Origin of the sequence: Nocardia veterana NBRC 100344 (genome assembly GCF_000308855.1) — a bacterium.
Classification (GTDB): domain Bacteria; phylum Actinomycetota; class Actinomycetes; order Mycobacteriales; family Mycobacteriaceae; genus Nocardia; species Nocardia veterana.
Window position 1 is genome coordinate 1 of sequence record NZ_BAGM01000053.1, and the last position, 26,492, is coordinate 26,492.

21 protein-coding genes are annotated in these 26,492 nt (G+C 68.8%); 19 read left to right on the forward strand and 2 right to left on the reverse strand.

The window, feature by feature from the left end; all coding sequences use genetic code 11:
• Window positions 1-120: 120 nt before the first annotated feature.
• The 18 genes from ON37_RS08940 to ON37_RS09030 all read left to right on the forward strand — a co-directional run bounded on the left by ON37_RS08940 (window position 121) and on the right by ON37_RS09030 (window position 23,777).
• Complete coding sequence (locus ON37_RS08940) at window positions 121-2,025, forward strand: peptidoglycan D,D-transpeptidase FtsI family protein (protein ID WP_051031377.1); 1,905 nt, start codon at window positions 121-123, stop codon at window positions 2,023-2,025.
• A 208-nt stretch (window positions 2,026-2,233) separates the two neighbouring features.
• Window positions 2,234-3,844: a UDP-N-acetylmuramoyl-L-alanyl-D-glutamate--2,6-diaminopimelate ligase gene (locus tag ON37_RS08945; RefSeq protein ID WP_040718430.1), complete on the forward strand. Its 1,611-nt coding sequence runs from the start codon at window positions 2,234-2,236 to the stop codon at window positions 3,842-3,844.
• A complete protein-coding gene (locus tag ON37_RS08950) occupies window positions 3,841-5,382 on the forward strand; it encodes a UDP-N-acetylmuramoyl-tripeptide--D-alanyl-D-alanine ligase (RefSeq protein WP_040718388.1) in 1,542 nt (513 codons plus the stop codon). Before ON37_RS08945 ends, ON37_RS08950 begins: the two co-directional genes overlap by 4 nt.
• Window positions 5,379-6,455, forward strand: a complete 1,077-nt coding sequence (mraY, locus tag ON37_RS08955; RefSeq protein ID WP_040718389.1) for a phospho-N-acetylmuramoyl-pentapeptide-transferase — start codon at window positions 5,379-5,381, stop codon at window positions 6,453-6,455. Before ON37_RS08950 ends, mraY begins: the two co-directional genes overlap by 4 nt.
• 48 nt (window positions 6,456-6,503) lie before the next feature.
• Window positions 6,504-7,967, forward strand: coding sequence for a UDP-N-acetylmuramoyl-L-alanine--D-glutamate ligase (murD, locus tag ON37_RS08960; protein WP_040718390.1), 1,464 nt, complete (start codon window positions 6,504-6,506; stop codon window positions 7,965-7,967).
• Entirely contained in the window at window positions 7,964-9,478 is a 1,515-nt protein-coding gene (gene ftsW / locus ON37_RS08965; protein WP_083892837.1) for a putative lipid II flippase FtsW, read from the forward strand. The genes murD and ftsW overlap by 4 nt, the downstream gene beginning before the upstream one ends.
• On the forward strand, window positions 9,475-10,647 hold the full coding sequence (gene murG / locus ON37_RS08970; protein WP_040718392.1) for an undecaprenyldiphospho-muramoylpentapeptide beta-N-acetylglucosaminyltransferase: 1,173 nt from the start codon (window positions 9,475-9,477) through the stop codon (window positions 10,645-10,647). Before ftsW ends, murG begins: the two co-directional genes overlap by 4 nt.
• A gap of 104 nt (window positions 10,648-10,751) precedes the next feature.
• Window positions 10,752-12,197: a UDP-N-acetylmuramate--L-alanine ligase gene (gene murC / locus ON37_RS08975; protein WP_051031382.1), complete on the forward strand. Its 1,446-nt coding sequence runs from the start codon at window positions 10,752-10,754 to the stop codon at window positions 12,195-12,197.
• A 55-nt stretch (window positions 12,198-12,252) separates the two neighbouring features.
• Complete coding sequence (locus tag ON37_RS08980; protein ID WP_085997254.1) at window positions 12,253-13,020, forward strand: cell division protein FtsQ/DivIB; 768 nt, start codon at window positions 12,253-12,255, stop codon at window positions 13,018-13,020.
• Between the two features lie 424 nt (window positions 13,021-13,444).
• Window positions 13,445-14,665 (forward strand): cell division protein FtsZ, encoded by a 1,221-nt coding sequence (gene ftsZ / locus ON37_RS08990; protein ID WP_040718394.1) that lies wholly within the window; start codon window positions 13,445-13,447, stop codon window positions 14,663-14,665.
• Window positions 14,666-15,050: 385 nt separating this feature from the next.
• Window positions 15,051-15,776 carry a peptidoglycan editing factor PgeF gene (pgeF, locus tag ON37_RS08995; RefSeq protein WP_040718395.1) on the forward strand — a complete coding sequence of 242 codons (726 nt, stop codon included), beginning with the start codon at window positions 15,051-15,053 and terminating at the stop codon, window positions 15,774-15,776.
• Entirely contained in the window at window positions 15,773-16,540 is a 768-nt protein-coding gene (locus tag ON37_RS09000; protein WP_040718396.1) for a YggS family pyridoxal phosphate-dependent enzyme, read from the forward strand. Before pgeF ends, ON37_RS09000 begins: the two co-directional genes overlap by 4 nt.
• A 186-nt stretch (window positions 16,541-16,726) precedes the next feature.
• Entirely contained in the window at window positions 16,727-17,527 is an 801-nt protein-coding gene (locus tag ON37_RS09005; RefSeq protein ID WP_040718397.1) for a cell division protein SepF, read from the forward strand.
• 123 nt (window positions 17,528-17,650) lie between these two features.
• Window positions 17,651-17,953: a YggT family protein gene (locus tag ON37_RS09010; RefSeq protein WP_030514706.1), complete on the forward strand. Its 303-nt coding sequence runs from the start codon at window positions 17,651-17,653 to the stop codon at window positions 17,951-17,953.
• Window positions 17,954-18,028: 75 nt separating this feature from the next.
• Window positions 18,029-18,862, forward strand: a complete 834-nt coding sequence (gene wag31 / locus ON37_RS09015) for a DivIVA-like cell division protein Wag31 (RefSeq protein ID WP_040718399.1) — start codon at window positions 18,029-18,031, stop codon at window positions 18,860-18,862.
• A 134-nt stretch (window positions 18,863-18,996) separates the two neighbouring features.
• Complete coding sequence (locus ON37_RS09020) at window positions 18,997-19,197, forward strand: hypothetical protein (protein WP_040718434.1); 201 nt, start codon at window positions 18,997-18,999, stop codon at window positions 19,195-19,197.
• Window positions 19,198-19,502: 305 nt separating this feature from the next.
• On the forward strand, window positions 19,503-22,784 hold the full coding sequence (gene ileS, locus ON37_RS09025) for an isoleucine--tRNA ligase (protein WP_040718400.1): 3,282 nt from the start codon (window positions 19,503-19,505) through the stop codon (window positions 22,782-22,784).
• Between the two features lie 483 nt (window positions 22,785-23,267).
• Window positions 23,268-23,777: an NlpC/P60 family protein gene (locus ON37_RS09030; RefSeq protein ID WP_040718401.1), complete on the forward strand. Its 510-nt coding sequence runs from the start codon at window positions 23,268-23,270 to the stop codon at window positions 23,775-23,777.
• Between the two features lie 27 nt (window positions 23,778-23,804).
• Here the strand turns inward: ON37_RS09030 and ON37_RS09035 are convergent, their stop codons facing one another.
• Window positions 23,805-24,920 carry an ABC-2 transporter permease gene (locus tag ON37_RS09035; protein ID WP_040718402.1) on the reverse strand — a complete coding sequence of 372 codons (1,116 nt, stop codon included), beginning with the start codon at window positions 24,918-24,920 and terminating at the stop codon, window positions 23,805-23,807.
• Between the two features lie 87 nt (window positions 24,921-25,007).
• Between ON37_RS09035 and ON37_RS09040 the strand changes: the two genes are divergently transcribed.
• Entirely contained in the window at window positions 25,008-25,421 is a 414-nt protein-coding gene (locus tag ON37_RS09040) for a MarR family winged helix-turn-helix transcriptional regulator (RefSeq protein ID WP_040718403.1), read from the forward strand.
• Between the two features lie 49 nt (window positions 25,422-25,470).
• Here ON37_RS09040 and ON37_RS09045 read toward each other — a convergent pair whose 3' ends face one another.
• On the reverse strand, window positions 25,471-26,349 hold the full coding sequence (locus ON37_RS09045) for a UTP--glucose-1-phosphate uridylyltransferase (protein WP_040718404.1): 879 nt from the start codon (window positions 26,347-26,349) through the stop codon (window positions 25,471-25,473).
• Between the last annotated feature and the right edge of the window lie 143 nt (window positions 26,350-26,492).

Below are 26,492 nucleotides of genomic sequence, written 5' to 3' on the forward strand. Positions count from 1 at the left end.
CGCGCCGCCGAACGGTACACAACCAGCCGCCCAGGCGGCTCCGGCCGCGCCTCTGGCTCCGGCCGCACCGCCCGTCGACTCGCAATCGGTGGCGCAGGCGTCACCCGAGGGGACGCATCGATGAATGCTCGCGGTGGAGGCAGAGCCGGTGCGAAGGCCCCGGGCCGCGGCCGGGTGCGCTCCGCACCCGCGCGCCGCGCCGGGCGGCCGGGTACCGCGGCGGACGCCTCCGCCCGGATGCGGTTCGGGGTCGGCCGGCTTCTCATGCTGGTGGCTCTGCTCGTCGTCGCGATGCAATTGCTCTGGCTGCAAACGTTTTCCGCGCCCAGACTGTCCGCCGAGGCGGCCAGCCAGCGCACCGTGCACCAAACCGACTACGCGTTGCGCGGGTCGATTCTCGACCGCGACGGGCGGGCACTGGCCTTCACGGTCGCGACGAAGAAGTTGAATTTCCGGCCCGTGGCGGTGCGCAAGGAGCTGGCCGAGGCCCGCGCCAAGAGCGACAAGGCACCGGAGGTGGACAAGCGGCTCGCGGCGATCGCGAAGGCGATCCACGAGAAGCTCGGTAAGGACGCGCCGCCGGAAGCCGACCTGCTGGCCAAACTGCGCAGTGACGATCAATTCACCTATCTCGCCTACAACGTCGACCCCCGCGTCGCCGACGAGATCACCGAGAAGTTCCCGGAGGTCGGCACCGAGCGGCAGGACACACCCGTCTACCCCGGTGGGTCGCTGGCCGCGAACGTGGTGGGCGCGACCGGCTGGGACGGCCACGGTCAGGTCGGCCTCGAGGCATCGATGGATTCCGTGCTCGCCGGTACCGACGGGTCGCACACCTACGATCGCGGCTCCGACGGGGCGGTGATCCCGGGCAGTGAGCGCGACAAGGTGCCGGCGGTCAACGGCTCCACGGTGGAGCTGACCCTGGATTCCGATCTGCAGTATTACGTGCAGCAGCAGGTCCAGGAGGCGAAGGACAAATCGGGAGCGCAGGACGCCTCGGCGGTGGTGCTGGACGCGCACACGGGGCAGGTGCTCGCGATGGCCAACAACAACACCTTCGATCCGTCGCGTGATCCGAAGTACTGGGCGGCGGCCAATATCGGCAACCCGTCGGTCACCGACGCCTACGAACCCGGGTCGGTCAACAAGATCATCACCGCGGCCGCGGCGATCGAATACGGGCTGACCAATCCCGACGAGGTCCATCAGGTTCCCGGGGAGATCCACATGGGCGGCGTGGTCGTGCATGATGCCTGGTCGCACGACGTCACGCCCTACACGACCACCGGCATCTTCGGTAAGTCGTCGAATGTGGGCACCCTGATGCTGGCGCAGCGAGTCGGCGAGGACCGCTTCTCGGATATGGTCTCGCGCTTCGGCCTGGGCCGGCGCACCGGCGTGGGGCTGCCCGGTGAAAGCGGCGGCATCGTGCCGCCGCGCGATCAGTGGTCGGGTTCGACCTTCGCGAATCTGCCGATCGGGCAGGGCCTTTCGATGACTCTGCTGCAGATGACCGGGATGTATCAGGCGATCGCGAACGACGGGGTGCGCATTCCGCCGCGCATCGTCAAGGATGTGATCGGCCCCGACGGCCACCGGACCACCGAACCACAGCCCGACGGAGTGCGGGTGGTCGGTCCCGAGACCGCACGCACGCTGCGCCAGATGTTCCAGGCGGTGGTGCAGCGCGATCCGATGGGCTATCAGCAGGGCACGGGCGCTCCGGCCGGGATCGAGGGCTATCAGATCGCGGGGAAGACCGGAACCGCGCAGCAGATCGATCAGAAATGTCAGTGCTACTCCAGCGACCGCTACTGGATCACCTTCGCCGGGATCGCGCCGGCCGACAATCCGCGCTACGTCGTCGGGATCATGCTGAACGCTCCGGTTCGCAGCTCCGACGGCAGTGGTGGTCAGTCCGCGGCGCCGCTGTTCCACAACATCGCATCCTGGGCGCTGCAGCGCGATCGCGTACCGCCGTCCACGGTGCCGCCGAAACGGCTTGTGCTGCAGGCGATGTGAGTGTGCGCAGGGCCGGAAATCCGATTCGACGTCGGCGTTCTCGCACGCGGCGGGCGCCGCGTAGCCGGGCGTGGGAGCGATGAGGCAGGGGAGCCGGTGCACGGGAGACGCCCACGCTGCGTACCCGCCGATCGCCCACAGGTAACCTGACTCCCCGACCCCGAATCTCGACCCCGATGCACAGATGTGCGAACCGGAAAGGAGCCTGGTGCCCGTGCAGCCCAGCCCGCAGGTGCTTCGCCCGGCGCAAGCGTCGCCGATGTCGGTGCAGGCCGTTGCCGAACTGACCGGTGCGCGGCCGACTGCCGGCGCCGCGGCCGGGATCGAGATCACCGGCATCGAGCAGCGGTCGAACGCCGTGCAGCCCGGAGATCTGTTCGCCGGTCTGGCCGGGGCCAAGGCCCACGGCGCCCGCTTCGCCGCCGACGCCGTCGCGCGCGGCGCGGTGGCCGTGTTCACCGATGCGGCGGGCGCGGAACTGCTCGGCGACCTGGGCGTGCCGGTGCTGATCCACGACGACCCGCGCGCGGTCCTCGGTGAGCTGTCGGCGGCGCTGTACGGGCATCCGTCGCGCAAGCTGCAGGTCATCGGGATCACCGGAACGTCCGGTAAGACCACCACCTCCTATCTGGTCGAGGCCGGGCTCGCGGCGGCCGGCAGGTCGACCGCGCTGATCGGAACGATCGAGACCCGCATCGGTGGCCGACGGGTGCCGAGCGCGCTCACCACCCCCGAAGCGCCGCAGTTGCACGCGATGTTCGCGCTGATGGTCGAGCAGGGTGTGCAGGCGGTGGTGATGGAGGTGTCGAGTCACGCGCTGGCCCTGGGCCGGGTCGACGGCGTGCACTTCGCGGTGGGCGCGTTCACGAATCTGTCGCAGGACCACCTGGACTTCCACGCCGATTTCGAGGACTACTTCGCCGCCAAGCGCCGCCTGTTCGTCCCCGACCCGGGCGCCCCGGACCGTCAGGTCGCCGCCGACACCTGCGTGATCTGCGTCGACGACGCCTGGGGTCGCCGGTTGGCTCGGGAGGCGAGCGGCCGCGCTCCCGTGGTCACGGTCGCCACCGCGGCCGGTGCGACCGGTGCGACGGAACCGGAGTGGACCGTCGACGACGTCGTCGCGCTCGCCGACGGTGGCCAGCAGTTCACCGCGATCGGACCGTCGGGCGCGATCAGCACTCGGCTGCGGCTGCCGGGGCGCTACAACATCGCCAACGGCCTGCTGGCGCTCGCGGTGTGCGCGAGCGCGGGCGTCGACCCCGCGGTCGCGGCCGCGGCGCTCGCCGCGGTGGATGTTCCCGGCCGGATGCAGCGGGTCGATGCGGGGCAGGACTTCCTCGCGCTGGTCGACTACGCGCACAAGCCGGCTGCGGTGGAATCGGTGATCGCGACGCTGCGGCGGTATCTGCGCGACACCGGCGGGCGCCTGGCGGTGGTCGTGGGCGCCGGCGGGGATCGCGATGCCGGCAAGCGGCCGCTGATGGGCGCGACCGCCGCTCGCGGCGCGGATCTGCTGATCATCACCGACGACAATCCCCGCACCGAGGACCCGGCCGAGATCCGGGCGGCGATCCGGGCGGGTGCGCTGGGAATCGCCGAATCCGAGCGCGGTGAGGTGCGCGAGATCGGCGATCGCGCGGCCGCCATCGCCGCCGCGGTCGACTGGGCGCGGGCGGGTGACGTCGTGCTGGTGGCGGGTAAGGGACACGAGACCGGGCAGGAGATTGCGGGTGTGAAGTATCCGTTCGACGACCGTGAGGTGCTGGGGCAGGCCCTGGCGAGAAGTGCCGACGGCAAGGACCTGACGGTTTCATGATCGAAATGACTCTGCGGGAGATCGCCGACATCGTCGGCGGCACGCTGCACGATGTGAGCGATCCCGCGGTGACGGTGACCGGCGCGGTCGAATTCGATTCGCGCCGAATCGAATCCGGTGATCTGTTCCTGGCGCTGCCGGGCGAGCACGTCGACGGGCACGACTACGCCGAACGGGCGGTGGCCGCGGGTGCGGTGGCCGTGCTGGCGGCCCGGCCGGTCCGCGTGCCGGCGATCGTGGTCGAACCGCTCGGCGCGGCGGCCGCGAACCGGTCGTACGTGCTGGCCCACGACACCGACGGATCGGGTGCGGCGGTGCTGGCGGCACTGGCGAAATTGGCCCGGGCGAGCGTGGACCGGCTGTCGGCCGGCGGCCTCACGGTGGTCGGCGTGACCGGTTCGGCCGGTAAGACCTCCACCAAGGATCTGCTGGCTCGCGTCCTGACCCCGCTGGGGGCGGTGGTCGCGCCGCCCGGATCGTTCAACAACGAACTCGGGCACCCGTGGACGGCGTTGCGCGCCGGCGCGGACTCCCGATTCCTGGTCCTGGAACTGTCCGCGCGCGGACCCGGACATATCGCGGCGCTCGCCGAGATCGCGCCGCCGCGCATCGGCGTCGTGCTCAACGTCGGTACCGCCCATCTGGGGGAGTTCGGTAGCCGCGACGCCATCGCGCAGGCCAAAGGCGAACTGGTGGAAGCGCTTCCGGCCGACGGTGTCGCGGTGCTGAACGCCGACGATCCGCGGGTGGCGGCGATGGCCACCCGCACCCGGGCCCGGGTGGTGACCTACGGTCGGGCCGCCGGCGCCGACGTGCGCGCCACCGATCTCGTGCTCGACTCCGATGCGCGGGCGCGATTCACGCTGCACGCCAAGGGTTCCCGGATCGACGTCCGGCTCGGGGTGCACGGTGAACACCAGGTCGCCAACGCTCTGGCCGCCGCCGCGGTCGCGCTGGAATGCGGGGCCACGCTGGAAACGGTCGCGCAGGCGCTGGCCGGGGCGCGGGTCGATTCGGCCCATCGGATGGATGTGCGGACCCGGCCCGACGGGGTGACCGTCATCGACGATTCCTACAACGCCAACCCCGATTCCATGCGCGCCGCGCTCAAGGCGCTGGTCTCGATGTCGCGCGCCGGTGGCACGCCGACCGCGCCGCGCGGTCGGCGCAGTTGGGCGGTCCTGGGCGAAATGGCCGAACTGGGCGAGGAGTCGGTGGTCGAACACGACGCGATCGGACGGCTCGCGGTCCGCCTCGACGTCGATCGCCTGATCGTGGTCGGCACCGGCCGTCCGGCCCGCGCACTGCACCAGGGCGCGGTCATGGAAGGCTCGTGGGGCGAGGAATCGATCCTCGTCCCCGATATCGACGCCGCGGTCGCCTTGCTGGACAACGAGATCGAACCCGGTGACGTGGTGCTGGTGAAGGCGTCGAATTCCGCGGGCCTGTGGGCGGTGGCGCAGCATGTGCTCGCCGCGGGGACGGAATCGGCGATACACGACCCGGCCGGCGCCGGGCGCACGGAGGCAGCGGGATGAGGCAGATTCTGTTCGCGGCGGGGATCGCGCTGGCGGTATCGATCCTGCTCACGCCGCTGCTGATCCGCATGTTCGCACGGCGGGGATTCGGCCAGGAGATCCGCATCGACGGGCCGGAGAGCCATCAGGCCAAGCGCGGTACGCCGACCATGGGTGGCGTGGCGATCCTGATCGGCATGTGGGCCGGCTATCTCGGCTCGCATCTGATCGGCATCGGCTATCACGCCGACGGGCCCTCGGTGTCGGGGTTGCTGGTGCTGGGCCTGGCCACCGCACTGGGCGTGGTCGGTTTCATCGACGACTTCATCAAGCTGCGCAAGCAGCGCAATCTGGGATTGACCGCGGCCGGCAAATACATCGGCCAGCTCGGTTCCGCGGTGATCTTCGGCGTCCTCGCCCTGCAGTTCCGCGGGGCGGGCGGACGCACTCCGGCCAGCCGTCATCTGTCCTATGTCCGCGAGATCAACACCGTCTCGATGAGCGTGATCATCTTCCTGGCCTTCGTCTGCCTGGTCGTGGTCGCCTGGTCGAATGCGGTGAATCTGACCGACGGCCTGGACGGCCTGGCCGCGGGATCGATGAGTCTGGTCCTGGGCGCCTACGTGATCATCACGTTCTGGCAGTACTACCACGCCTGCGAATTCAAGGCCGAGGCCGGCTGCTACAACGTACGCGACCCGCTGGATCTGGCGCTGGTGTGTGCCGCGGGCGCGGCGGCCTGCGTCGGATTCCTGTGGTGGAACGCGGCTCCGGCCAAGATCTTCATGGGCGATACCGGATCGCTGGCGCTCGGCGGTCTGATCGCCGGATTGTCCATCACCACCCGCACCGAACTGCTGATGGTCGTGATCGGCGCGCTGTTCGTCGCCGAGACCGTCTCGGTGGTGCTGCAGGTGGCGGTGTTCCGGACCACCCGTAACCGATTGTTCAAGATGGCGCCGTTCCATCACCATTTCGAGCTGAGTAAATGGGCGGAGACGACGGTCATCATCCGGTTCTGGCTGCTGGCCGGAATTGCGGCGGCGGTCGGTCTGGGCTTGTTCTACAGCGAATACCTCTCTCAGGTCGGGTAAGCAGCGATGGTCGAACATACTCCGCGGGCCCTGCGTTCTCCGGGTCCCATGCTCGAATTTCTGCGTGGCCGTGACGTTCTCGTCGCGGGATGGGGGGTGTCCGGGCGCTCGCTGATCGAGCCGCTGCGCGATATCGGCGCCCGCCCCGTGGTCACCGATGCCGGTGAGAAGGCGATGGCCGAAGCCGCCGAACTCGGACTGGACACCGCCACCGGCGCCGAACTGCTCGAACCCGGTGCGCTGGAACGCTTCGCGCTGGTCATCACCAGCCCGGGCTGGCGGCCGGATTCGCCGGTCCTGGTCTCGGCGGTGACCGAGGGCATTCCGGTCTGGGGCGATGTGGAATTCGCCTGGTGGGTCGATCAGGCGCGGCTGTACGGGCCGGTGCGCAAATGGCTGGTGATCACCGGGACCAATGGGAAGACCACCACCACGCAGATGACGCACGCGATCCTGCGCGCGGCCGGACTGGCCAGCGTGGCCTGCGGCAATATCGGGCTGCCGATCCTCGACGCGTTGCGGCGTACCCCGGGCCCGCAGATTCTCGCGGTCGAACTGTCGTCGTTCCAGCTGCACTGGGCGCCGTCGGTGCGGCCGGAGGCCGGTGTGGTGCTCAATGTGGCCGAGGATCACCTGGACTGGCACGGCGGCCTGGACGCCTACGCGGCGGCCAAGGCGCGCGCCCTGACCGGGCGCGTCGGTGTGGTCGGCCTCGACGACGCCGTGGCGGCCGCGTTGGCGCGAAAGTCCAAGGCGCGCCGCACGGTCGGCTTCCGGGTCGGTGTGCCGGCCGACGGCGAACTGGGCGTGGTGGACGGCAAGCTGCTCGATCGCGCCTTCACCAAGGCCGCCATCCTGGCCGAGGTCGGCGATATCAGCCCGCCCGGTCCGGCCGGCATCGCCGATGCGCTGGCCGCGGCCGCGCTGACCCGCGCCATCGACGTCGCTCCGCAATTCGTGAAGGAGGGCCTGGCCGAGCACAAGGTGGGCCCGCACCGCGCGGCCTTCGTGCGCGAATTGGGCGGCGTGGGATTCGTCGACGACTCGAAGGCGACCAATCCGCATGCGGCGCGGTCGTCGATCCTGGCGCATCCACAGGTGGTCTGGATCGCCGGTGGCCAGCTCAAGGGAGCGCATATCGACGATCTGATCGAGGAGGTCGCCGACCGGCTGGTCGCCGCGGTCGTCTTCGGTCAGGACGCGCCGATCATCGCGGCCGCGATGGCGCGACACGCGCCGGATGTCCCGGTGGTCGAGCTCGGTTCGGGTGACGATGCACAGATGAGCGGGGAACCCTCCACGGCATCGCTGGTCGCCGAAATCGACGGCGCGGACGCGGTGATGGCCCGTGCGGTGCGCATCGCCGCCGGTTACGCCGGTCGCGGTGACACCGTGCTGCTGGCCCCGGCGGCGGCCTCGCTCGACATGTTCGCCGACTACACCCACCGCGGACGCAGTTTCGTGGCGGCGGTACAGGCCCTGGACGAGAGAGATATCGGGAGCCAACAGTGACGAAACCGGCGCGCAAGCCCGTGGGCACCTGGTTCGGTGCCTGGCTGGCGCGCCCGCTGGCCGACTTCCATCTGGTCGTCACCATCGCCACGCTGCTGACCGTGCTCGGACTGGTGATGGTGCTGTCGGCCTCCAGTGTGGAGGCCTATGCCGACGGCGGCTCGGCGTATTCGCTGTTCGTGCAGCAGGCGTTCTTCGCCGCGCTCGGCGCGGCGTTGTTCTACGTGGCCCTGCGGATTCCGCTGCGAACCCTGCGACAGCTGTCGTTCCCGGTGTTCGCGATCTCGGTGCTGCTGCTGGTGCTGGTGTTGATCCCCGGTATCGGTTCGCAGGTGCAGGGTTCGCGGCGCTGGTTCGACCTGGGTTTCGTCTCGGTGCAGCCGTCGGAGATCGTCAAGGTGACCCTGATCCTGTGGGGCGCCCATCTGCTGGCCACCCGCCGGCCGGATCAGACCGGCTACAAGGACATCTTGGTGCCGCTGGTGCCGGCCGGTCTGCTGGTCTGTCTGCTGATCGTGCTGGAACCGAACCTGTCCACCACCATCGCGGTGGGTCTGGTGCTGGTCGCCCTGCTGTGGTTCGGCGGATTGCCGGTGCGGCTGTTCGTGACCATCGCGGTCTCGGGCGCGGTCGCGGCCGGCATTCTGGCGCTGTCGGCCGGATATCGCTCCGATCGGATGCGCGCGTTCTTCAACCCGGGCGACGATCCGCAGGGCATCGGCTATCAGGCCCGGCAGGCACTGTTCTCGCTCGCCGACGGCGGAATCTGGGGACGCGGGCTCGGCCAGAGCCGGGCGAAGTGGAGTTATCTGCCGAACGCGCACAACGACTTCATCTTCGCGATCATCGGCGAGGAACTCGGTTTTCTCGGATGTGCGCTGGTGCTGGGGCTGTTCGCGCTGTTCGTCTTCGTCGGGTTGCGCATCGCGAGCCGCTCGGTCGATCCGTTCCTGCGGCTGCTGACCGCGGCCGCGACCACCTGGATCACCGGCCAGGCGCTGATCAATATCGGCTACGTGGTGGGACTGTTGCCGGTGACCGGTCTGCAGCTGCCGCTGGTCTCGGCCGGTGGCTCCTCGCTGGCGATCACCCTGATGATGTTCGGTCTGATCGCGAGCGCGGCCCGGCACGAACCCGAGGCGATCGCGGCGTTGAAGGCCGGCCAGGACGGCCGGTTCAGCCGGCTGCTGCGGTTGCCGATCCCCGAAACCTATTCCGCCGCCCGCGCTCGCGCCGCCGGGCAGTCGCGCGCCGCGGTCTCCGGGCCGCGCCGGCGCGAACTGCCACCCGCGCGCAAGCGGTCGGACAAATCCGGTCAGTCGCGCGGCGCCAAGGTACGGGGTGGCTCCGCGGGGACCGCGCGACGGTCGATAGATTCGGATTCGGCACGACGACGCGGCGCCGAATCCGCCCGGCGGGAGGCGCGCGGTGCGTCCTCGTGGCGGACCACGCGGGCCTGGGAGCCCAGCTACCCGATGACACATGCGAGAGAACGAGGTAATTCGAGGTGACAACCGGCGAGAGCGGTACGACGGTTTCCGGGCAACGGACGCTCTCGGTGATCGTCGCCGGCGGGGGCACGGCCGGACATATCGAACCCGCGATGGCGGTCGCGGACGCACTGCGCCGACTGGATCCCTCGATCCGGATCACCGCCCTGGGCACCCAGCGCGGACTGGAGACGACGCTGATCCCCGAACGCGGCTATCCGCTGGAATTGATTCCGCCGGTTCCGTTGCCGCGCAAGCCGACCGCCGACCTACTGCGCCTGCCCGGCCGGGTGCGCGCGGCGGTCGCCCGCACTCGTGAGGTGATCGAGGCGGTCGAGGCCGACGTGATCATCGGTTTCGGCGGGTACGTCTCGGTGCCGGCCTATCTGGCGGCCGGCGGGGGACTGCTGCGGCGCGCGCGCCGGGTACCGCTGGTGGTGCACGAGGCCAATGTGAAGGCCGGGATCGCGAACAAGGTCGGCGCCCGCCGGGCGGCGCGGGTGCTGGCGGCGGTGCCGAATTCGGGTGTGCACGCGCGCGGGCGGGCCGATGCCGAGGTGGTCGGCATCCCCGTGCGGGAGTCGATCGCGACCCTCGATCGCGCCGGTTTGCGCGCGCAGGCCCGGGATTATTTCGGGCTGCCGCAGCAGGGACCGATGTTGCTGGTGTTCGGCGGCTCGCAGGGCGCCCGCCGGTTGAACGAGGCTGTATCCGGCGCGGCGGCCCAGCTGCTCGCGGCCGGAATTTCGGTGCTGCACGCGCACGGCCCGAAGAACACCCTCGACCTCGGTGGTGTCGATACCGAGGCCGGCCGCGACGGCGCGAAATACGTTGCGGTGCCGTATCTGTCGCGGATGGATCTGGCCTATGCGGCCGCCGATGCCACGGTGTGCCGGTCCGGTGCGATGACGGTGGCCGAGGTCTCGGCGGTCGGCCTGCCCGCGTTCTACGTGCCGCTGCCGCACGGGAACGGGGAACAGGAGTTCAACGCCCGGCCGGTGGTCGCGAAGGGTGGTGGCAGAATCGTCGCGGATGCGGAGATGACGCCGAAGTATGTGATGGACGAGGTGATCGCGCTGCTCACCGACCCGGTCGCGCTGACGAACATGTCGGTCGCGGCCGCCGGCGCCGGGCATCGCGACGCCGCGGACGAGGTGGCGCGGATCGTGGTGGAGGTGGCCGGCCGGTGACCGGAGGGAACGAGACGGTCGAGGTGCCCACGGTGGGTGCGGGACAGTCCGCGGCGGGCGGGCAGTCGCCGTCCGAGCTGCCCGAACTGCTGCGCCGGGTGCATATGGTCGGCATCGGTGGCGCCGGGATGTCGGGTATCGCGCGCATTCTGCTCGCGCGCGGCGGCGCGGTCTCCGGTTCCGATGCCAAGGAGAGCCGCGGAGTGCTGGCCCTGCGAGCCCGCGGCGCACAGGTCCGGATCGGCCACGATGCGAGTGCGCTGGACCTGCTCGAGGGCGGGCCGAGCGCGGTTGTGACCACCTACGCCGCCATTCCGAAGACGAACCCCGAACTGGTGGAAGCGCATCGCCGCGGCGTGCCGGTGCTGTTGCGGCCCGCGGTGCTGGCCGAATTGATGCGTGGCCATCACACCCTGCTGGTGTCGGGTACCCACGGGAAGACCTCGACCACCTCGATGCTGGTGGTCGCGCTGCAGCACTGCGGATTCGATCCGTCGTTCGCGGTCGGTGGTGAGCTGAACGAGGCGGGTACCAACGCCCATCACGGCACCGGCGGCTATTTCGTGGCCGAGGCCGACGAATCGGACGGCTCGCTGCTGCAATACGATCCGGACGTCGCGGTCGTGACCAATATCGAATCCGATCACCTGGACTTCTTCGGCTCCGACGAGGCCTACGTTCAGGTCTTCGACGATTTCGTGGCGCGCCTGGGGCGGGGTGGGCTGCTGGTGGTCTGTCTCGACGATCCGGGTTCGCTGGCGCTGGCGGAGCGGGTGGCCGCCCGGATCGCCGCGGGCGACCTCGATATCCGGGTCGCCGGGTACGGATCCGCCGATCTGCCCGAGACGCCGGTTCCGCTCGGCGCCCGCCTGCTGGCCTGGGAGCCGCGTGACGTCGGTGGAGTGGCGACGGTGCAACTGGCCGACGAACCCGCCCCGCGCACGCTGCGCCTGTCGGTGCCCGGGCGGCATATGGCCCTCAACGCGCTGGCCGCGCTGCTGGCCGCCCGCGACGCCGGTGCCGAGGTGGACGACATCCTGCAGGGGCTGGAGGGCTTCGGCGGGGTGCACCGGCGCTTCCAGTTCGTGGGCCGGGAGAACGGGGTGCGGGTCTTCGACGACTACGCCCACCATCCGACCGAGGTGCGCGCCGTGCTCGGCGCCGCGGCCGAGTTGGTGCGTCAGGAGGCGGCCGACGGCGCCCGGTCCCGGCAGGGCAGGGTGATCGTGGTCTTCCAGCCGCATCTCTACAGTCGTACGGCCACCTTCGCCGCGGAGTTCGGTGCGGCGCTGTCGCTGGCCGACGAGGTGGTGGTACTCGATGTCTACGGTGCGCGGGAGAAACCGCTGCCCGGCGTGAACGGTGCGCTGGTGGCCCAGGCGGTCACCAAACCCGTGCACTACCAACCGGATATGTCGCGGGTGGGCCGGCAGGCCGCGAGCCTGGCCCGAGCCGGCGATGTGGTGATCACGATGGGCGCCGGTGATGTGACGATGCTGGGCGGCCAGATTCTGGACGGACTGCGGGTGCGCCCGCCGTCGGCGCGGTGATCGGGGCGCCCCCGATCGGTGTGCGCCGCGGCGCCGGCCGGAGAGGGAGGTGGAGATGACACGCCGGGGTGCGACCGAACCGGCGGATCCGGCCGTCGATCCCGAGTTCGACGACGAACCGCGATTCGGGCGCGGCGATCGGCTGCGCGCGCTCACCGATGTCCGTGGCCGGCGAATCCTGTTGTGGGCCACGCCCGTTGTGATCGTCGTGCTCGTGCTGCTCGCGGTGGCCTATTTCACCCCGCTGCTGTCGGTGCGGACCGTGCAGGTCACGGGGCTTTCGACGGTGCCCGAACCGGATGTGCGCGCGGTCCTGCAGATTCCCGACGGCCGGTCGATGTTGCGCATCGACACCGATGCGATCGCCCGCCGGGTAGCGGCGCTGCCCAAGGTCCGGTCGGCGCGGGTGCAGCGGGTGTTCCCGTCCACCGTGCGGGTCACCGTCGACGAGCGCAGCGCCGTGGTGTTCTTCGACAGTCCGCAGGGCCCGCACCTGCTGGACGCCGACAGCGTGGAATTCGCGATCGAACCGCCGCCGCCGGGCGTGCCCGAACTCCGAACCGATCATCCGGGCAGCGCGGATCCGGTGACGCGGGCCGCGGTCGCGGTGCTCGATGCCGCTCCGCCCGGGCTTCGTGCCCAGGTGGGACAGGTTGTGGCGCGGTCGGTTTCGGATATCGAGCTGAAATTGCGGGACGAGCGTACTGTGGTCTGGGGCGGTCCGGACGACTCCGAACGCAAAGCGGCGGTAGTCCTTCCGGTGCTGACCCGCCCCGGGACGGTATTCGACGTTTCCAGTCCCGATCTGGTAACGGTAAGATAGTGACACTCGTTGTGCCGTTGCGGTTTTCGACCGGCGGCCGGGAGTCGATGGCCGCGTGCGACGGCCGTGGCACCTGGGCTGGTCCGGGTGTTGCAGTCGCGTGCGGGGCCGGTGAATCCGCGGTCGTGCGGATATCGAGACCCGATCTCGATGTCAACGGCGGCCGTTCGCGATACCATGCCCGACGGGCTCGGACGAGACGGATCACACAAGATTCTGACCCTCGTGTCGGCGCGCCTGCGCACGGATCGCGGCGGGTGCGAATAGCGTTCCGCACCAGTCGGATACTTGACATAACGCCAACCCTATGGTTCAGGTTTAGGGTTTGTCCGAGTGTGAACCCGGGCGGACCGGGGATCTCGAACCGGCGCTGCGCCGAGCATCCGAAAACGACAGGCTTTGGATCGAAGGAAGGCGAGAGCCCATGACGCCCCCGCACAACTACCTTGCAGTGATCAAGGTCGTCGGTATCGGCGGCGGCGGCGTGAACGCCGTCAACCGAATGATCGAACAGGGACTCAAGGGAGTCGAGTTCATCGCCGTCAACACCGACGCGCAGGCACTGCTGATGAGTGATGCGGACGTCAAGCTCGACGTCGGGCGCGAACTCACTCGCGGTCTGGGCGCCGGGGCGGATCCGGAAGTGGGCCGCAAGGCCGCCGAGGACCACAAGGACGAGATCGAAGAGGTGCTCAAGGGCGCCGACATGGTCTTCGTGACCGCCGGTGAGGGCGGCGGCACCGGCACCGGTGGCGCGCCCGTGGTGGCCTCGATCGCCCGCAAGCTGGGCGCTCTGACCATCGGTGTGGTGACCCGGCCGTTCTCCTTCGAGGGCAAGCGGCGCAGCAATCAGGCCGAGGCCGGGATCCAGGCGCTGCGCGAATCCTGCGACACCCTCATCGTCATCCCGAACGACCGGCTGTTGCAGCTCGGCGACGCGGCGGTGAGCCTGATGGACGCCTTCCGCTCCGCCGACGAGGTGCTGCTCAACGGTGTTCAGGGCATCACCGACCTGATCACCACCCCGGGTCTGATCAACGTCGACTTCGCCGACGTCAAGAGCGTCATGTCCGGCGCCGGTTCGGCGTTGATGGGTATCGGCTCGGCGCGCGGCGAGGGACGATCGGTGAAAGCCGCGGAAGCGGCCATCAATTCACCACTGCTCGAGGCGTCGATGGACGGTGCGCACGGCGTGCTGCTGTCGATCGCGGGCGGATCGGATCTCGGTCTGTTCGAGATCAACGAGGCCGCCTCGCTGGTCCAGGAGGCCGCGCATATCGAGGCCAACATCATCTTCGGTACGGTCATCGACGATTCGCTCGGCGACGAGGTCCGGGTGACGGTGATCGCCGCCGGCTTCGACGGGGGTACGCCCGCCCGGCGCATCGAACCGGCGGGCCGGACGAATATCGGCGCCGGCCGAGCCGGTGACATCGGCCAGTCCACCACCCGCCGGGAATTCGGCAGTACCCGCCAGTCGGAGGCCGAGCGCCCGGCCGACCCGGCGCCCGCCCGCGGTCCGGCCCCCTCCTACGAGCCGCGCCCGGCCACCGAGCCGACCATCGCGCACAACAGCCGTTCGCACATCCAGATGCCGGACGAGGACACCGACGACGTCGACGTCCCCGACTTCATGCGCCGGTGACGAGACCGATCCCGCTGCCCCCGCCGAAGTTTCGGTGGGGGCAGCGGCGTCTGTGGGTCGCCGGCCGATCGAAACCCCGGTGGGGCACCGGAATTCCGGTGGGCCGGTGCGGGGCGGCCGCTCGATGACGTCGCCGGCTCGTCGCGACCGGTGCCCCCGAGTGGTCAGGTGTGATACCGAACACCGCGAGCCGCGGCGGCCTGCCCGGCGTGGTCACCACGGCGCCGACTTCCACGGCGCCGTCGGATGAATGAACGCGCACGCCGTGGGTACTCCGCCGGGCATGCTCGCGCTGTACCCCGGTTCGCCGCCGCACCACTTACCATCCGGGTCGCCATTCGGCACGTTCGCCGCCGAGTCCGTGGAGCCTATTAATCTCGGAGATATGACACAGGCTTCGGTTCGGACGCGACGGGTGACGACCACGCGGGCCGGTGGGTTCTCGGTGGCGCCCTACGACTCGTTCAACCTGGGCGATCACGTCGGTGACGATCCGGAAGCGGTGCGGCGCAACAGGTTACGGCTCGCGGAGGGGATCGGACTGCCGGCCGATCGCCTGGTCTGGATGGAACAGGTGCACAGCCGCAACGTGGAGATCGTCGACGGCCCGCGAGCCGAACCGGTCCCGGTGACCGACGCGCTCGTCACCACGGTGCCGAATCTGGCGCTGGTGGTCCTCACCGCCGATTGCGTCCCCCTGCTGCTGTCCGACGACGAGGCCGGGGTGATCGCGGCCGTGCATGCCGGCCGCGTCGGCGCGCGCATCGGCATCGTGCCGAAGGTGCTCGAGGCGATGATGTCGGTGGGCGCGCAGCCGCACCGCATCGGCGCCTTCCTCGGCCCGGCCGCCGGTGGCGAGGACTACGAGGTGCCCGCCGCCATGCGCGACGATGTCGAAGCCCATCTGCCCGGCAGCGCCACCACGACCCGGCGCGGTACCCCCGGCCTGGACCTGCGCGCCGGTATCCGCCGCCAGCTCGAAGCGGCCGGGGTCGGGGCGATCGCGATCGATCCGCGCTCGACCATCACCGACGAGACCCTGTTCAGCCACCGCCGCGGTGCGCCCACCGGCCGCATCGCCGGGGTGATCTGGATGGAGGAGGACCGGTGACCCACGCCGAATCCGAGTCGAGCACAACCGAATCCGCGTTCGATACGGCGGCGCGCGAGGCCGAACTCGCCACCGCGCTCGCCCGTCTGGAAGCGCGCATCGACGCCGCCTGCCGGGACGCCGGGCGCGATCGGGACACCGTCCGGCTGCTGCCGGTGACCAAATACTTCCCGGCCTCGGACGTGGAGATCCTGTACCGGCTCGGCCGGCGCGAATTCGGCGAATCGCGGGAGCAGGAGGCCTCCGCGAAGGTGGCCTCATTAGGACATCTGGCGCAGATGCGCTGGCATATGATCGGCCGATTGCAGCGCAATAAAGCGAAATCGGTTGTGCGCTGGGCCGATACAGTGCATTCGGTGGATTCGGAGCGTTTGGTGAGAGCCCTTGACACCGCCACGGCGACCGCGCGGGCGGACGGAGCGCGCGAGGATCCGCTGCGTGTGCTACTGCAGGTGAGTCTGGACCGCGATCCGGCGCGCGGCGGCGTCGCCCCGGAGGATCTCCCGGCGCTGGCCGAGCAGGTGGCGAGATCGGAAAATCTGCAGCTCGCGGGCCTGATGGCGATTCCGCCACTGGGTGCGGACCCGGAGCCGGCCTTCGCCGAACTGGCCGGTCTGCATCGCACGCTGCTGGCCGCGCATCCGGGCGCGACCGAATTGTCGGCGGGCATGTCGGGCGACCTCGAGGCCGCCATTCGACACGGCTCTACCTGCGTGCGTGTCGGTACTGCTCTGATGGGCGAACGACCGATAACCTCGCAGTAGCAAACAAACCTCATCAGTCACATTCGAAACATATGCTTGGGGCTGACGAGGACTGAGCAGGACTTCAACACCCAGGCCAGTCGGGGCCGCAGGAAGGTCGACCAGGATGAGCGAGCGTAGCGAGCGAGACATCAGCGCAGCCACCAGCGCGCTCGTGCTGGAGCCTAGCGATAGCGAGGTGGAAGCATGAGCACGTTGCATCGATTCAAGGCGTACTTCGGCATGGTCCCGCTCGAGGAATACGAGGACGACTACGTCGACGACCGCAGTCCTCGAGGAATCGACGACCGTGGCCCGCTCGCCGATGACCGGGGTGCCCGCCGCGCGCGCTTCGACGACGATCCCTACGACGCCGGCCGTTCGCGGTTCGGCGACGATCGCTTCGCCGACGCCCCCGGCTATCCGGAACCGGCCTACAAGGCGCCGTACCAGCCCGGATACACGGTGCCGCGGCGCTCGGAATTCGGCGACGAGTCCTACTCCGACGATCGTTACGAGCCACTGCGCCGTCCCACCCGCATCGAGTCGGCCCCGTCGGGCCGTTCCCGTGGGCTCGGCGGCGGTACGCCGATGGTGCGCGGCACCACGCACGGTGCGCTGGCGGTCGATCCCGAGGCCGAACGGCGGATGGAAGAGCGGCGGATGGAGGAGCGGGCCCGGTTCGAGCCGGCGCCGCGCCGCACCCCCGTCTTCGAGGACGGAGGTCCGTTGTCCAAGATCACGACACTGCGTCCGCGCACCTATGCCGAGGCCGCGATCATCGGTGAGCGTTTCCGCGACGGTACGCCGGTGATCATGGACCTGGTCGAGATGAGCAACGCCGACGCACGCCGTCTGGTGGATTTCGCCGCCGGCCTGGCCTTCGCGCTGCGTGGTTCGTTCGACAAGGTGGCCACCAAGGTGTTCCTGCTCTCACCGTCCGATGTCGATGTATCGGCCGAAGAGCGCCGACGCATCGCCGAAAACGGCTTCTACAACCAGAAATAAGCCCGAACCGGGTGCCGCGGCGCGGCGGCGGCCCCGGTCGGGTGAGCCGCGACGGGGGGAAATGACGCCGTATGGTCGGCGCGGGGAGTTTGCAGGACACCGAATCTGAGGCAAAGTGGACAGGTGGCCTTGTTCCAGGTGCTGTATGTACTCCTGTTCCTCTTCTGGCTGTTGCTGATCAGCCGAGTGATCGTCGAGTTCATCCGCAGCTTTGCGCGCGATTGGCATCCGCGGGGGTTCGTCGCCGTCGTTCTGGAGGTGATCTTCACGATCACCGATCCGCCCGTGAAACTGTTGAGGCGCTTGATACCTCCCGTGAACCTGGGGGGAATTCGGCTCGATCTGTCGATTATGGTCCTGCTTTTCATCGTCTTCATTCTGATGTCGATCGTCAGCAGGCTCGGGCAGCCGATAGCTCCGGTGTGACAGAATGGGCCGAGAAGAAGAGCTTGCTAGAAGATCTACGCTAGATCTCCGTACGAAGCGTGAAGGGATCCTTCCATGCCGCTGACTCCAGCCGATGTGCACAACGTCGCGTTCAGCAAACCGCCGATCGGGAAGCGCGGCTACAACGAGGACGAAGTCGACGCCTTCCTCGACCTGGTCGAGCAGGAGCTCTCACGCCTCATCGAGGAGAATGCGGACCTGCGCCAGCGGGTTGCTGAGCTGGATGCCGAATTGGCGGATGCCAAGAAGTCGCGCCCGGCTCCGCAGGCGGTGAAACCCACTCCGCCGCAACCGGAACCGCCGAAGCCCGCGCCCGTCGCGCCGCCGGTTCCGGTGCCCGCCGCCGCGCCGGTGGCGGCCAAGGACAATTCCGCGGCGGATGCGAATCTGCAGGCCGCCAAGGTGCTCAGCCTGGCGCAGGAAATGGCCGACCGGCTCACCACCGATGCCAAGGCGGAAGCCGAGCAGCTCTTGGCGAACGCTCGGGCAAATTCGGAGCGAATGGTCAGCGAGGCGCAGACCCGCTCCGACGCGATGGTGGGCGAGGCCCGGCAGAAGGCCGAGGCGCTGCTGTCGGATGCGCAGACCCGGTCCGACAGCCAGCTGCGGCAGGCCAAGGAGAAGGCCGACGCCCTGCAGGCCGACGCCGAGCGCAAGCACACCGAGATCATGGCGACCATCACCCAGCAGCGCAGCGTCCTGGAGAGCCGGATCGAGCAGCTGAAGACGTTCGAGCGCGAGTACCGGGTGCGGTTGAAGTCCTACCTGGAATCGCAGCTCGAGGAGTTGGAGAACCGCGGTTCGGCGGTGCCGGTCGACGGCGGTGAGGCGTTCGAGGCCATCTCGAGCAACCACTCGCCGGCCTCGTTCGCCAAGGGCGGCAAATAGGAATTCCCGGTTGCCCGCCGTCCCCGCCCGCGCGACGGGGTCCGGTGTCGCATACCGCTGTGTGGTCGTAGTTCTGTCGAGCCGCCCGGCCCTCGCGGGCGATGCGGCCCGCCCTGCCCGCCTAGGGGGTGACCATGCTCGTTCTGACGCTCGTCCTGGCCGCGGTCGGTTTCGCTCTCCTGGTGACGGCGTTGACCACCGGATCGGTGATCTGGGCGTGGGGATGCATCGTCGTATGCGTCATCGGTGCGGTGATATTGCTGGTCAGCGCGCTGGCGATCCGCAACCCGGACGACGGACCGCAATCGCGGCCCGGCCGGCATGCCAAGCGCTGAACCTTTCCGGGTCGCAGTACCCAGCAGGGCACGGAAATACCGTTGCCCGTCGCGGCTACAATCGAACGTATCAACGGCACTGATCCGGCCATCACCGGGGAGCCTTCGGAAGAACGGCGCGGGAGCGCTCAGTAGAACCGAACGGGTGAGCCCGTCACAGCTCGTAACGAGAGGTCCGTCCGCCGGAGCCACATCCGGGACGGACAAGCGGGGTGGTACCGCGGCAGCGGCGCACGGGCGCCGAGGTCGTCCCCGTGCCCACCGATTGCGCTGAGCGCACTGGCACGAGGGAGACCACAGCCGCCATGGCGGACGAGACATCCACCCGCAACGCCTATCCCCGCGTCGATTTCACCGATGCGGATGCCGGCTCGCGGCAGGGCGCGAACGTGTCGTTCCCGGAACTCGAGCGCCGGGTGCTGGACTACTGGGCCGCCGACGACACCTTCCGGGCCAGCATCGACAACCGTGGTCCGGACTGCGACGAGTTCGTCTTCTACGACGGCCCCCCGTTCGCCAACGGTTTGCCACATTACGGTCACCTGCTCACCGGATATGTGAAGGATTTGATTCCGCGGTTCCAGACGATGCGCGGTAAGCGGGTGGAACGGCGTTTCGGTTGGGACACACACGGATTGCCCGCCGAAATCGAAGCGGAGAAGCAACTCGGTATCACGGACAAATCACAGATCGATGCGATGGGTCTCGCGGAATTCAATGCCGCGTGTAAATCCTCTGTGCTTCGTTACACCAATGAGTGGCGCGACTATGTGACTCGCCAAGCCCGGTGGGTCGACTTCGACAACGACTACAAGACCCTCGATATCGACTTCATGGAGTCGGTGATGTGGGCCTTCAAGTCGCTGTACGACAAAGGCCTTGTCTACCAAGGCTTCCGGGTGCTGCCCTACAGCTGGTACGAGCAGACACCGCTGTCCAATCAGGAGGCGCGCCTCGACGACGCCTATCGGATGCGCCAGGACCCGGCCGTCACCGTCGACATGCTGCTGCAGGTTCCGGCCGACCATCCGCTGCACGAACTCGACGGCGCCAATGCCCTGATCTGGACGACGACGCCGTGGACGCTGCCGTCGAACCTGGCGATCGCCGTCCATCCCGACATCACCTACGCGCACGTCCGCGGCAAGGACGGGAAGCGGTATGTGCTTGCCGCCGAGCGCGTCTCGCACTACGCGCGCGAGCTCGGCACCGCCGAGGCCGGGCTCGAGGTCTTGTCCGAGCACTCCGGGGCGGCGCTGGCGGGGCTGGACTACCGGCCGCCGTTCGACTTCTTCCTCGGCCATCCGAACGCGCATCGGGTGCTGAACGCCGACTACGTGACCACCGACTCCGGAACCGGCGTGGTGCATCTGGCGCCGGCGTTCGGTGAGGAGGACATGGAGGTCTCCGCCGCCAACGGCATCGAGGTGGTGCAGCCGCTGGATGCCGGCGGCAAGTTCACCTCGATGGTGCCGCCCTACGAGGGCCTGATGGTCTTCGACGCCAATCCGGTCATCATCAAGGACCTCAAGGCGGCCGGAAAGCTGTTGCGGCACGAGACCATCGAGCACTCCTATCCGCACAGCTGGCGCTCCGGTCAGCCGCTGATCTACATGGCGGTGCCGTCCTGGTTCGTGGCGGTGACCAAGTTCCGCGATCGGATGGTGGAGCTGAACAAGGAGATCACCTGGGTCCCCGAGCACATCCGCGACGGCCAGTTCGGTAAGTGGCTGGAGAACGCGCGCGACTGGAACATCAGCCGCAACCGGTACTGGGGTGCGCCGATCCCGGTGTGGATCTCCGACGACCCGGCCTATCCGCGGGTGGACGTGTACGGCTCGCTGGACGAGCTGGAGCGCGACTTCGGCGTGCGGCCGACGGACCTGCACCGGCCGGGAATCGACGAGTTGGTGCGGCCGAATCCCGATGACCCGACCGGGAAGTCGATGATGCGGCGGACCCCCGAGGTGCTCGACTGCTGGTTCGAGTCGGGGTCGATGCCGTACGCGCAGGTGCACTACCCGTTCGAGAACAAGGAGTGGTTCGACGGCGGAGCCGTCACCTCGAACCTCGACGGCGGAGCCGTCACATCGAAGCTCGACGGCGGAGCCGTCACATCGAACACTGCGGGCACGTCCGCTGCTCGAGCGCACAGTCCCGGCGACTTCATCGTCGAGTACAACGGGCAGACGCGAGGGTGGTTCTACAACCTGCACGTGCTCTCGACCGCGCTGTTCGACCGACCGGCGTTCAAATCCGTTGTGGCACACGGCATCGTGCTCGGCGACGACGGGTTGAAGATGTCCAAGTCCAAGGGCAACTATCCGGACGTCAACGAGGTGTTCGACCGGGACGGCTCCGATGCCATGCGGTGGTTCCTCATGGCCTCGCCGGTGCTGCGCGGCGGCAACCTGATCGTCACCGAGCGCGGCATCCGCGAAGGGGTGAGCCACGCGCTGCGGCCGCTGTGGAACGCGTGGACGTTCCTGCAGCTGTACGCCTCGAAACCCGGTGTGTGGCGGACCGATTCGCCGCACGTCCTGGACCGCTACATCCTGGCCAAGCTGGCCGCGGCCCGCGATGTGATGACCGAGGCGCTCGAGGTCTACGACATCGCCACCGCCTGCGACGAACTGCGCTCGTTCGCCGACGCGCTCACCAATTGGTATGTGCGCCGGTCGCGTTCGCGGTTCTGGGAGGAGGACCGCGATGCCATCGACACTCTGCACACCGTGCTGGAGGTCACCTGCCGGCTGGCCGCCCCGCTGCTGCCGCTGATCACCGAGGTGATCTGGCGCGGGCTGACCGGGGAGCGGTCGGTACATCTGACCGACTGGCCCGCCGAGTCGGACCTGCCGCACGACGGCGAGCTGGTGGCGGGGATGGACGAGGTGCGGTCGGTGTGCTCGACCGTGCTGAGCCTGCGCAAGGCGCAGAATCTGCGCGTGCGGCTGCCGTTGGCGGAGGTCACCATCGCGGCGCCGGACGCCGAACGGCTGCGCCCGTTCGCGGATCTGGTGGCCGACGAGGTCAACGTCAAGAAGGTGGACCTGACCACCGACGTGGCCGCGCACGGCCGGTTCGAACTGGTCGTCAACGCGCGCGCCGCCGGGCCGCGGCTGGGCAAGGACGTGCAGGGCGTGATCAAGGCGGTGAAGGCCGGCCAGTGGCGCGAGGACGACGGGGTGGTCAAGGCGCTGGTGCCGGGCCACGACGACGGGATCGCCCTGCTGCCCGAGGAGTACACCCAGCGACTGGTGGCCGCCGAGCCCGAATCCACCGCCGCCCTGCCCGGTAACGCCGGTCTGGTGGTGCTGAATTCGGAGGTGACCGAGGAACTCGAGGCCGAGGGCTGGGCCCGCGACCTGATCCGCGATCTGCAGGAGACTCGCAAATCGATGGGCCTGGACGTCTCCGATCGCATCACGGTGGTGCTGGAGGTGCCCGAGGAGCGTGCGGAGTGGGCGCGGACGCATCGCGATCTGATCGCCGGTGAGATCCTCGCGACCGAGCTGAACTTCGGCGCCGCGGGCCCCGAGGCGGCCGATGTGGTCGGCGGTGTGCGCGCCGCGATCGCCAAGGCGTGATCGGCATCGGGCCCGGTCCGAGCAGCGGACCGGGCCCGCTGAGGCCGAGATGTATACCCAGGTAGACCGCGTTCACACCCGGTGCGGCGGCTGCCCGGCGGTCGCCCGGCCGGCTGCCGACCGGCGATCCGCCGACTGACCTCGGGATGTGGTCGGTGGGGCCGAACGGGTCACGGTTGCACATTGGTACTTGTGGTGTCGCTGTGACTTGCGCTACAAACAGCTATGCCACAGCAACTGTCACCGTCTAGTTGAGCTTGTGTGTTGTTCCCGATCGACCCCGTTGAACAAGTGCACCACCTGGTAGTCGACCGGCTGAGGTGTCCGTGGGGAAGCGGCCATCCCAGTTCTCTGCTGTGTGCTGTGTGATCGCCGGTCGGCGCGCCCTGGTGGTGGCATGGCCTACCGAAGGGCGAGCACATGGCAGCGTCATCCGAGCGCGGGTCTACGCGCAGATTCTCTCGATATCTCACGGCCGTCGCCGTGACGGTCGTTTCCCTCTCGATCTGGGCAGGACCGGTTCTCGCGGCGCCGGCCGATACCGGCAGTTCCTCCGGTTCGGCCGATTCCGGGAGTAGTTCCGGTTCCGGTAGCGGGTCCGGATCGGGCAGTGCCAGTGGTTCGGCGGCCCTCCCGCTGCCCAGCCCGCGGGCGATGATCGCCCTGAGCATCGCCGGTACCCAGGCCGGTAAGCCCTACGAGTGGGGCGGCACCGGGCCGAACGCCTTCGACTGTTCCGGCCTGGTGCAGTGGGCGTTTCGTCAGGTCGGCATCATGCTGCCGCGGACCACCTGGGAACAGGCGAAGGCCGGCAGTGCCGTGCCGTTCGGCGCGATGATGCCGGGCGATGTGGTCATCGTCAACGACGACGGCTCCCACGAGGGGATCTATGCCGGTGGCGGCATGCTGTTCAACGCGCACTCACCGGGTGTGCCGATCGGCCTGACGCCGCTGAGCGACTTCGACATCTACGCCATTCGCCGGTTCTTCTAGAACCGGCGAATCGCGTCGGCCGCGACATCACACCCCGACGGCCTGTTCGAGTTCCTCCTCGGCATCCTCATCGAGGTCGGTCCGGGCGGCCTGCTCGCGTTCGGCCGGGCCGGCCGCGATCACTGCGCGGGATGTGGGCGTTGTGGGCGTCGTACCGACTGCGTGCGCACCCGATGCGGCCGCCGCACCGCGGCGTTCGTGCCGGGCGCCCGCCAGGACCAGCAGCGCCCCGGCCGCGAACCACAGCGCCAGACTCGTGATCCTGCCCGCCAGACCTCCGTTGCCGTCGAAGTAGAGCAGGCTGCGCGCACCCTCGACGAATCCGGCGCCGTTCCAGAAGGAGTGCAGGGCGCCGAAGAAACCGTTCTGCAGCTCGGGCCGGTAGATGCCGCCGGAGGTGGTGAAGTTGAGCATCACGAACAGCACCATGACCGCGAGGGTGGTCCAGCGCTTCAGGAACGGATGCAGTCCGATGCCGACGAACAGGATGCCCGCGGCGTAGAGCCAGCCCATCGCCCAGATCGCGGCGTAGTCGTGGTCGACGATGTGGAAGATCGGTCCGGCCAGCACGATGCCGATCACGCTGACCACGAACGAGGTGGCGACCGCGGTCAGTGCGCGCACCGCCATCGACGCACCGGCCCCGGCCACGCTGATGGCGGCCACACTGCCGTAGGCGCCGATGCTGAGCGCGACCAGGACGAAGAACAGGCCCTGACCGGTCGGGTCGCCACCGGCCGTGGGCGCGATGTCGGTGGTGTGCAGCGGCACGTTCTGCTGGGCCGTCACCGTGCCGAACACCGTTTCCACCGCCATGGCGGTGGTATCCGAATTCGCCCGGGCCACAAGCAGTTCCGGGTGGTCCGGATCGGGAACGAAGGCACCGGCCAGATCGCGGTGGTGGAGTCGGTCGACGGCCTCGGCGCGGTTGTCGAGGGTCACCACGTCCAGCGCGTCGCCGGCCCGGTCCTTCAGGGTCTGGGCCAGCACCTTCACCTGCGGACTGTCGCCGACGATCGCCACCTGCAGGTGGTCGGGCTCGGGCTGATGGAAGGCGCCGAGATAGGCCAGGCCCATGCCCAGGCACATCAGCAGTGGGGTCAGCAGATGTCCGGCGAGGTGCCGGAGCTGGGATGAGGACATCGCTCTGCTCCAAAGGTTGGTAAATGCAACTATTATTTGTTGTACTATACAACCATGAAGGGCGCGAAACCATACCCGTCCCGTACTGTGGCGATCCGAACAATCCAGCGTGAGCTCACGGCCTTCGCGCGGCGGGCACGGGGGCGCGCGGCCGAACTGCATCCCGATCTGCCGCTGGTGGCCTACAGCATTCTCGATCTCGTCATCGACCGCGACGGCTGCCTGGCCACCGAGCTCGCCGAGTATTTCGTGCTCGACAAATCGACGATGAGCCGGCAGGTGGCGGCGCTGGAGAAGCAGGGCTACCTGGTCAAGGAGGTCGATCCGGCCAACCGGCGCAACCACATCCTGCGCGCGACGGCGGCGGGCCGACGGGTCGCGGCGGCCGCGGAGCGGGCCCGGACCGCGGCGATCGTCGAACGGTTCGACGAGTGGGACGACCACGATATCGCCCGGTTCGCCGCCTACCTCGCGCGCTACAACGCCGCGGACGGCGGCTAGGCCCGGCGCACCCGCGATCGCCCGTCCGGTCCCGTCCGGTAGGCGCCCGTCACTCCTTGCACAGATCGCGCAGCAGCGGTCCGTACTGGGGGTGGTTGAGGGCCGAGGCGAATTGCGCGATCAGATAGTCCGCCGGATTACCGGTGTCGTACCAGCGGCCGCGAATCACCTGCCCGTACACCGGATTCTCGGCGGCGAACACGTTGATCGCATCGGTCAGATACACCTCGCCGGTGCGGTGGGTGTACCACTGATCGACCTGTTTGCGCAGTTCGTCGACGATGCCCGGCGTGACCACGTAGCCACCGATCGCGGCGTAGGCCGACGGGGCGTCCTCGGGCTTCGGCTTCTCGCGCAGGCCGCTGATGCGCATCAGTCCGGGTTCGAAGGAGTCCTCGACCACCGGAACGCCGTAACGCTGCGAGTCGGCCGGATCCATCGGCATCAGCGCCAGCACCGCCGACCCGGTCTTGTTGTAGGCGTCGATGAGCTGCTGGGCCCGCGGTACCTCGGCGACGAAGACGTCGTCGGGCCACAGCACCAGCATCGGCTCGTCGCCCAGCGTGCGCGCCGCGTTGAGGACCGGGGTGCCGTTGCCGTACGGGCCGTGCTGGTCGAGATAGGTGATGTGACCCAGCCGGCCCAGTTCGCCGACTTCCTCGACGGCGTCGGCATAGGCGGATTTGCCGTCGGCGCGCAACTGCGCCACCAACGCCGGATTCGGGCGGAAGTGGTCCTGAATCAGCGACTTCCCGCCACTGACCACGATCGTGATATCGGTGATCCCGGAGGCCACCAGCTCCCGCACGGTGTGCTCGATCACCGGCTTGTCGCCGACCGGCAGCATCTCCTTCGGGATGGCCTTGGTCAGCGGCAGCAGGCGGGAGCCGATTCCGGCGGCGGGGATCACGGCCTTACGGATGCTCATGAACCGATCATCACACACTCTCGCCGTCGGATATGTCGGTCCCCGCGCGTAGATTTCCGGGTATGCACTCTGTCCCCGCTTCGGCTACGGCACGGCTCGTGCCTGGTCAGAAGGTATTCGCCGGGGTCGGCGCGGGTGTGGCG

What these genes read in the sequence shown, in the direction of transcription:
- ON37_RS09005 (WP_040718397.1), top strand. Translation starts at nt 16,727, where the DNA reads ATGAGCACGTTGCATCGATTCAAGGCGTACTTCGGCATGGTCCCGCTC.
- ON37_RS08980 (WP_085997254.1), top strand. Translation starts at nt 12,253, where the DNA reads ATGACACGCCGGGGTGCGACCGAACCGGCGGATCCGGCCGTCGATCCC.
- murD (WP_040718390.1), top strand. Translation starts at nt 6,504, where the DNA reads ATGCTCGAATTTCTGCGTGGCCGTGACGTTCTCGTCGCGGGATGGGGG.
- murC (WP_051031382.1), top strand. Translation starts at nt 10,752, where the DNA reads ATGGTCGGCATCGGTGGCGCCGGGATGTCGGGTATCGCGCGCATTCTG.
- wag31 (WP_040718399.1), top strand. Translation starts at nt 18,029, where the DNA reads ATGCCGCTGACTCCAGCCGATGTGCACAACGTCGCGTTCAGCAAACCG.
- ftsZ (WP_040718394.1), top strand. Translation starts at nt 13,445, where the DNA reads ATGACGCCCCCGCACAACTACCTTGCAGTGATCAAGGTCGTCGGTATC.
- ON37_RS09035 (WP_040718402.1), bottom strand. Translation starts at nt 24,920, where the DNA reads ATGTCCTCATCCCAGCTCCGGCACCTCGCCGGACATCTGCTGACCCCA.
- ON37_RS08940 (WP_051031377.1), top strand. Translation starts at nt 121, where the DNA reads ATGAATGCTCGCGGTGGAGGCAGAGCCGGTGCGAAGGCCCCGGGCCGC.
- ON37_RS09045 (WP_040718404.1), bottom strand. Translation starts at nt 26,349, where the DNA reads ATGAGCATCCGTAAGGCCGTGATCCCCGCCGCCGGAATCGGCTCCCGC.
- ON37_RS09020 (WP_040718434.1), top strand. Translation starts at nt 18,997, where the DNA reads ATGCTCGTTCTGACGCTCGTCCTGGCCGCGGTCGGTTTCGCTCTCCTG.
- mraY (WP_040718389.1), top strand. Translation starts at nt 5,379, where the DNA reads ATGAGGCAGATTCTGTTCGCGGCGGGGATCGCGCTGGCGGTATCGATC.
- ileS (WP_040718400.1), top strand. Translation starts at nt 19,503, where the DNA reads ATGGCGGACGAGACATCCACCCGCAACGCCTATCCCCGCGTCGATTTC.
- ON37_RS08950 (WP_040718388.1), top strand. Translation starts at nt 3,841, where the DNA reads ATGATCGAAATGACTCTGCGGGAGATCGCCGACATCGTCGGCGGCACG.
- pgeF (WP_040718395.1), top strand. Translation starts at nt 15,051, where the DNA reads ATGACACAGGCTTCGGTTCGGACGCGACGGGTGACGACCACGCGGGCC.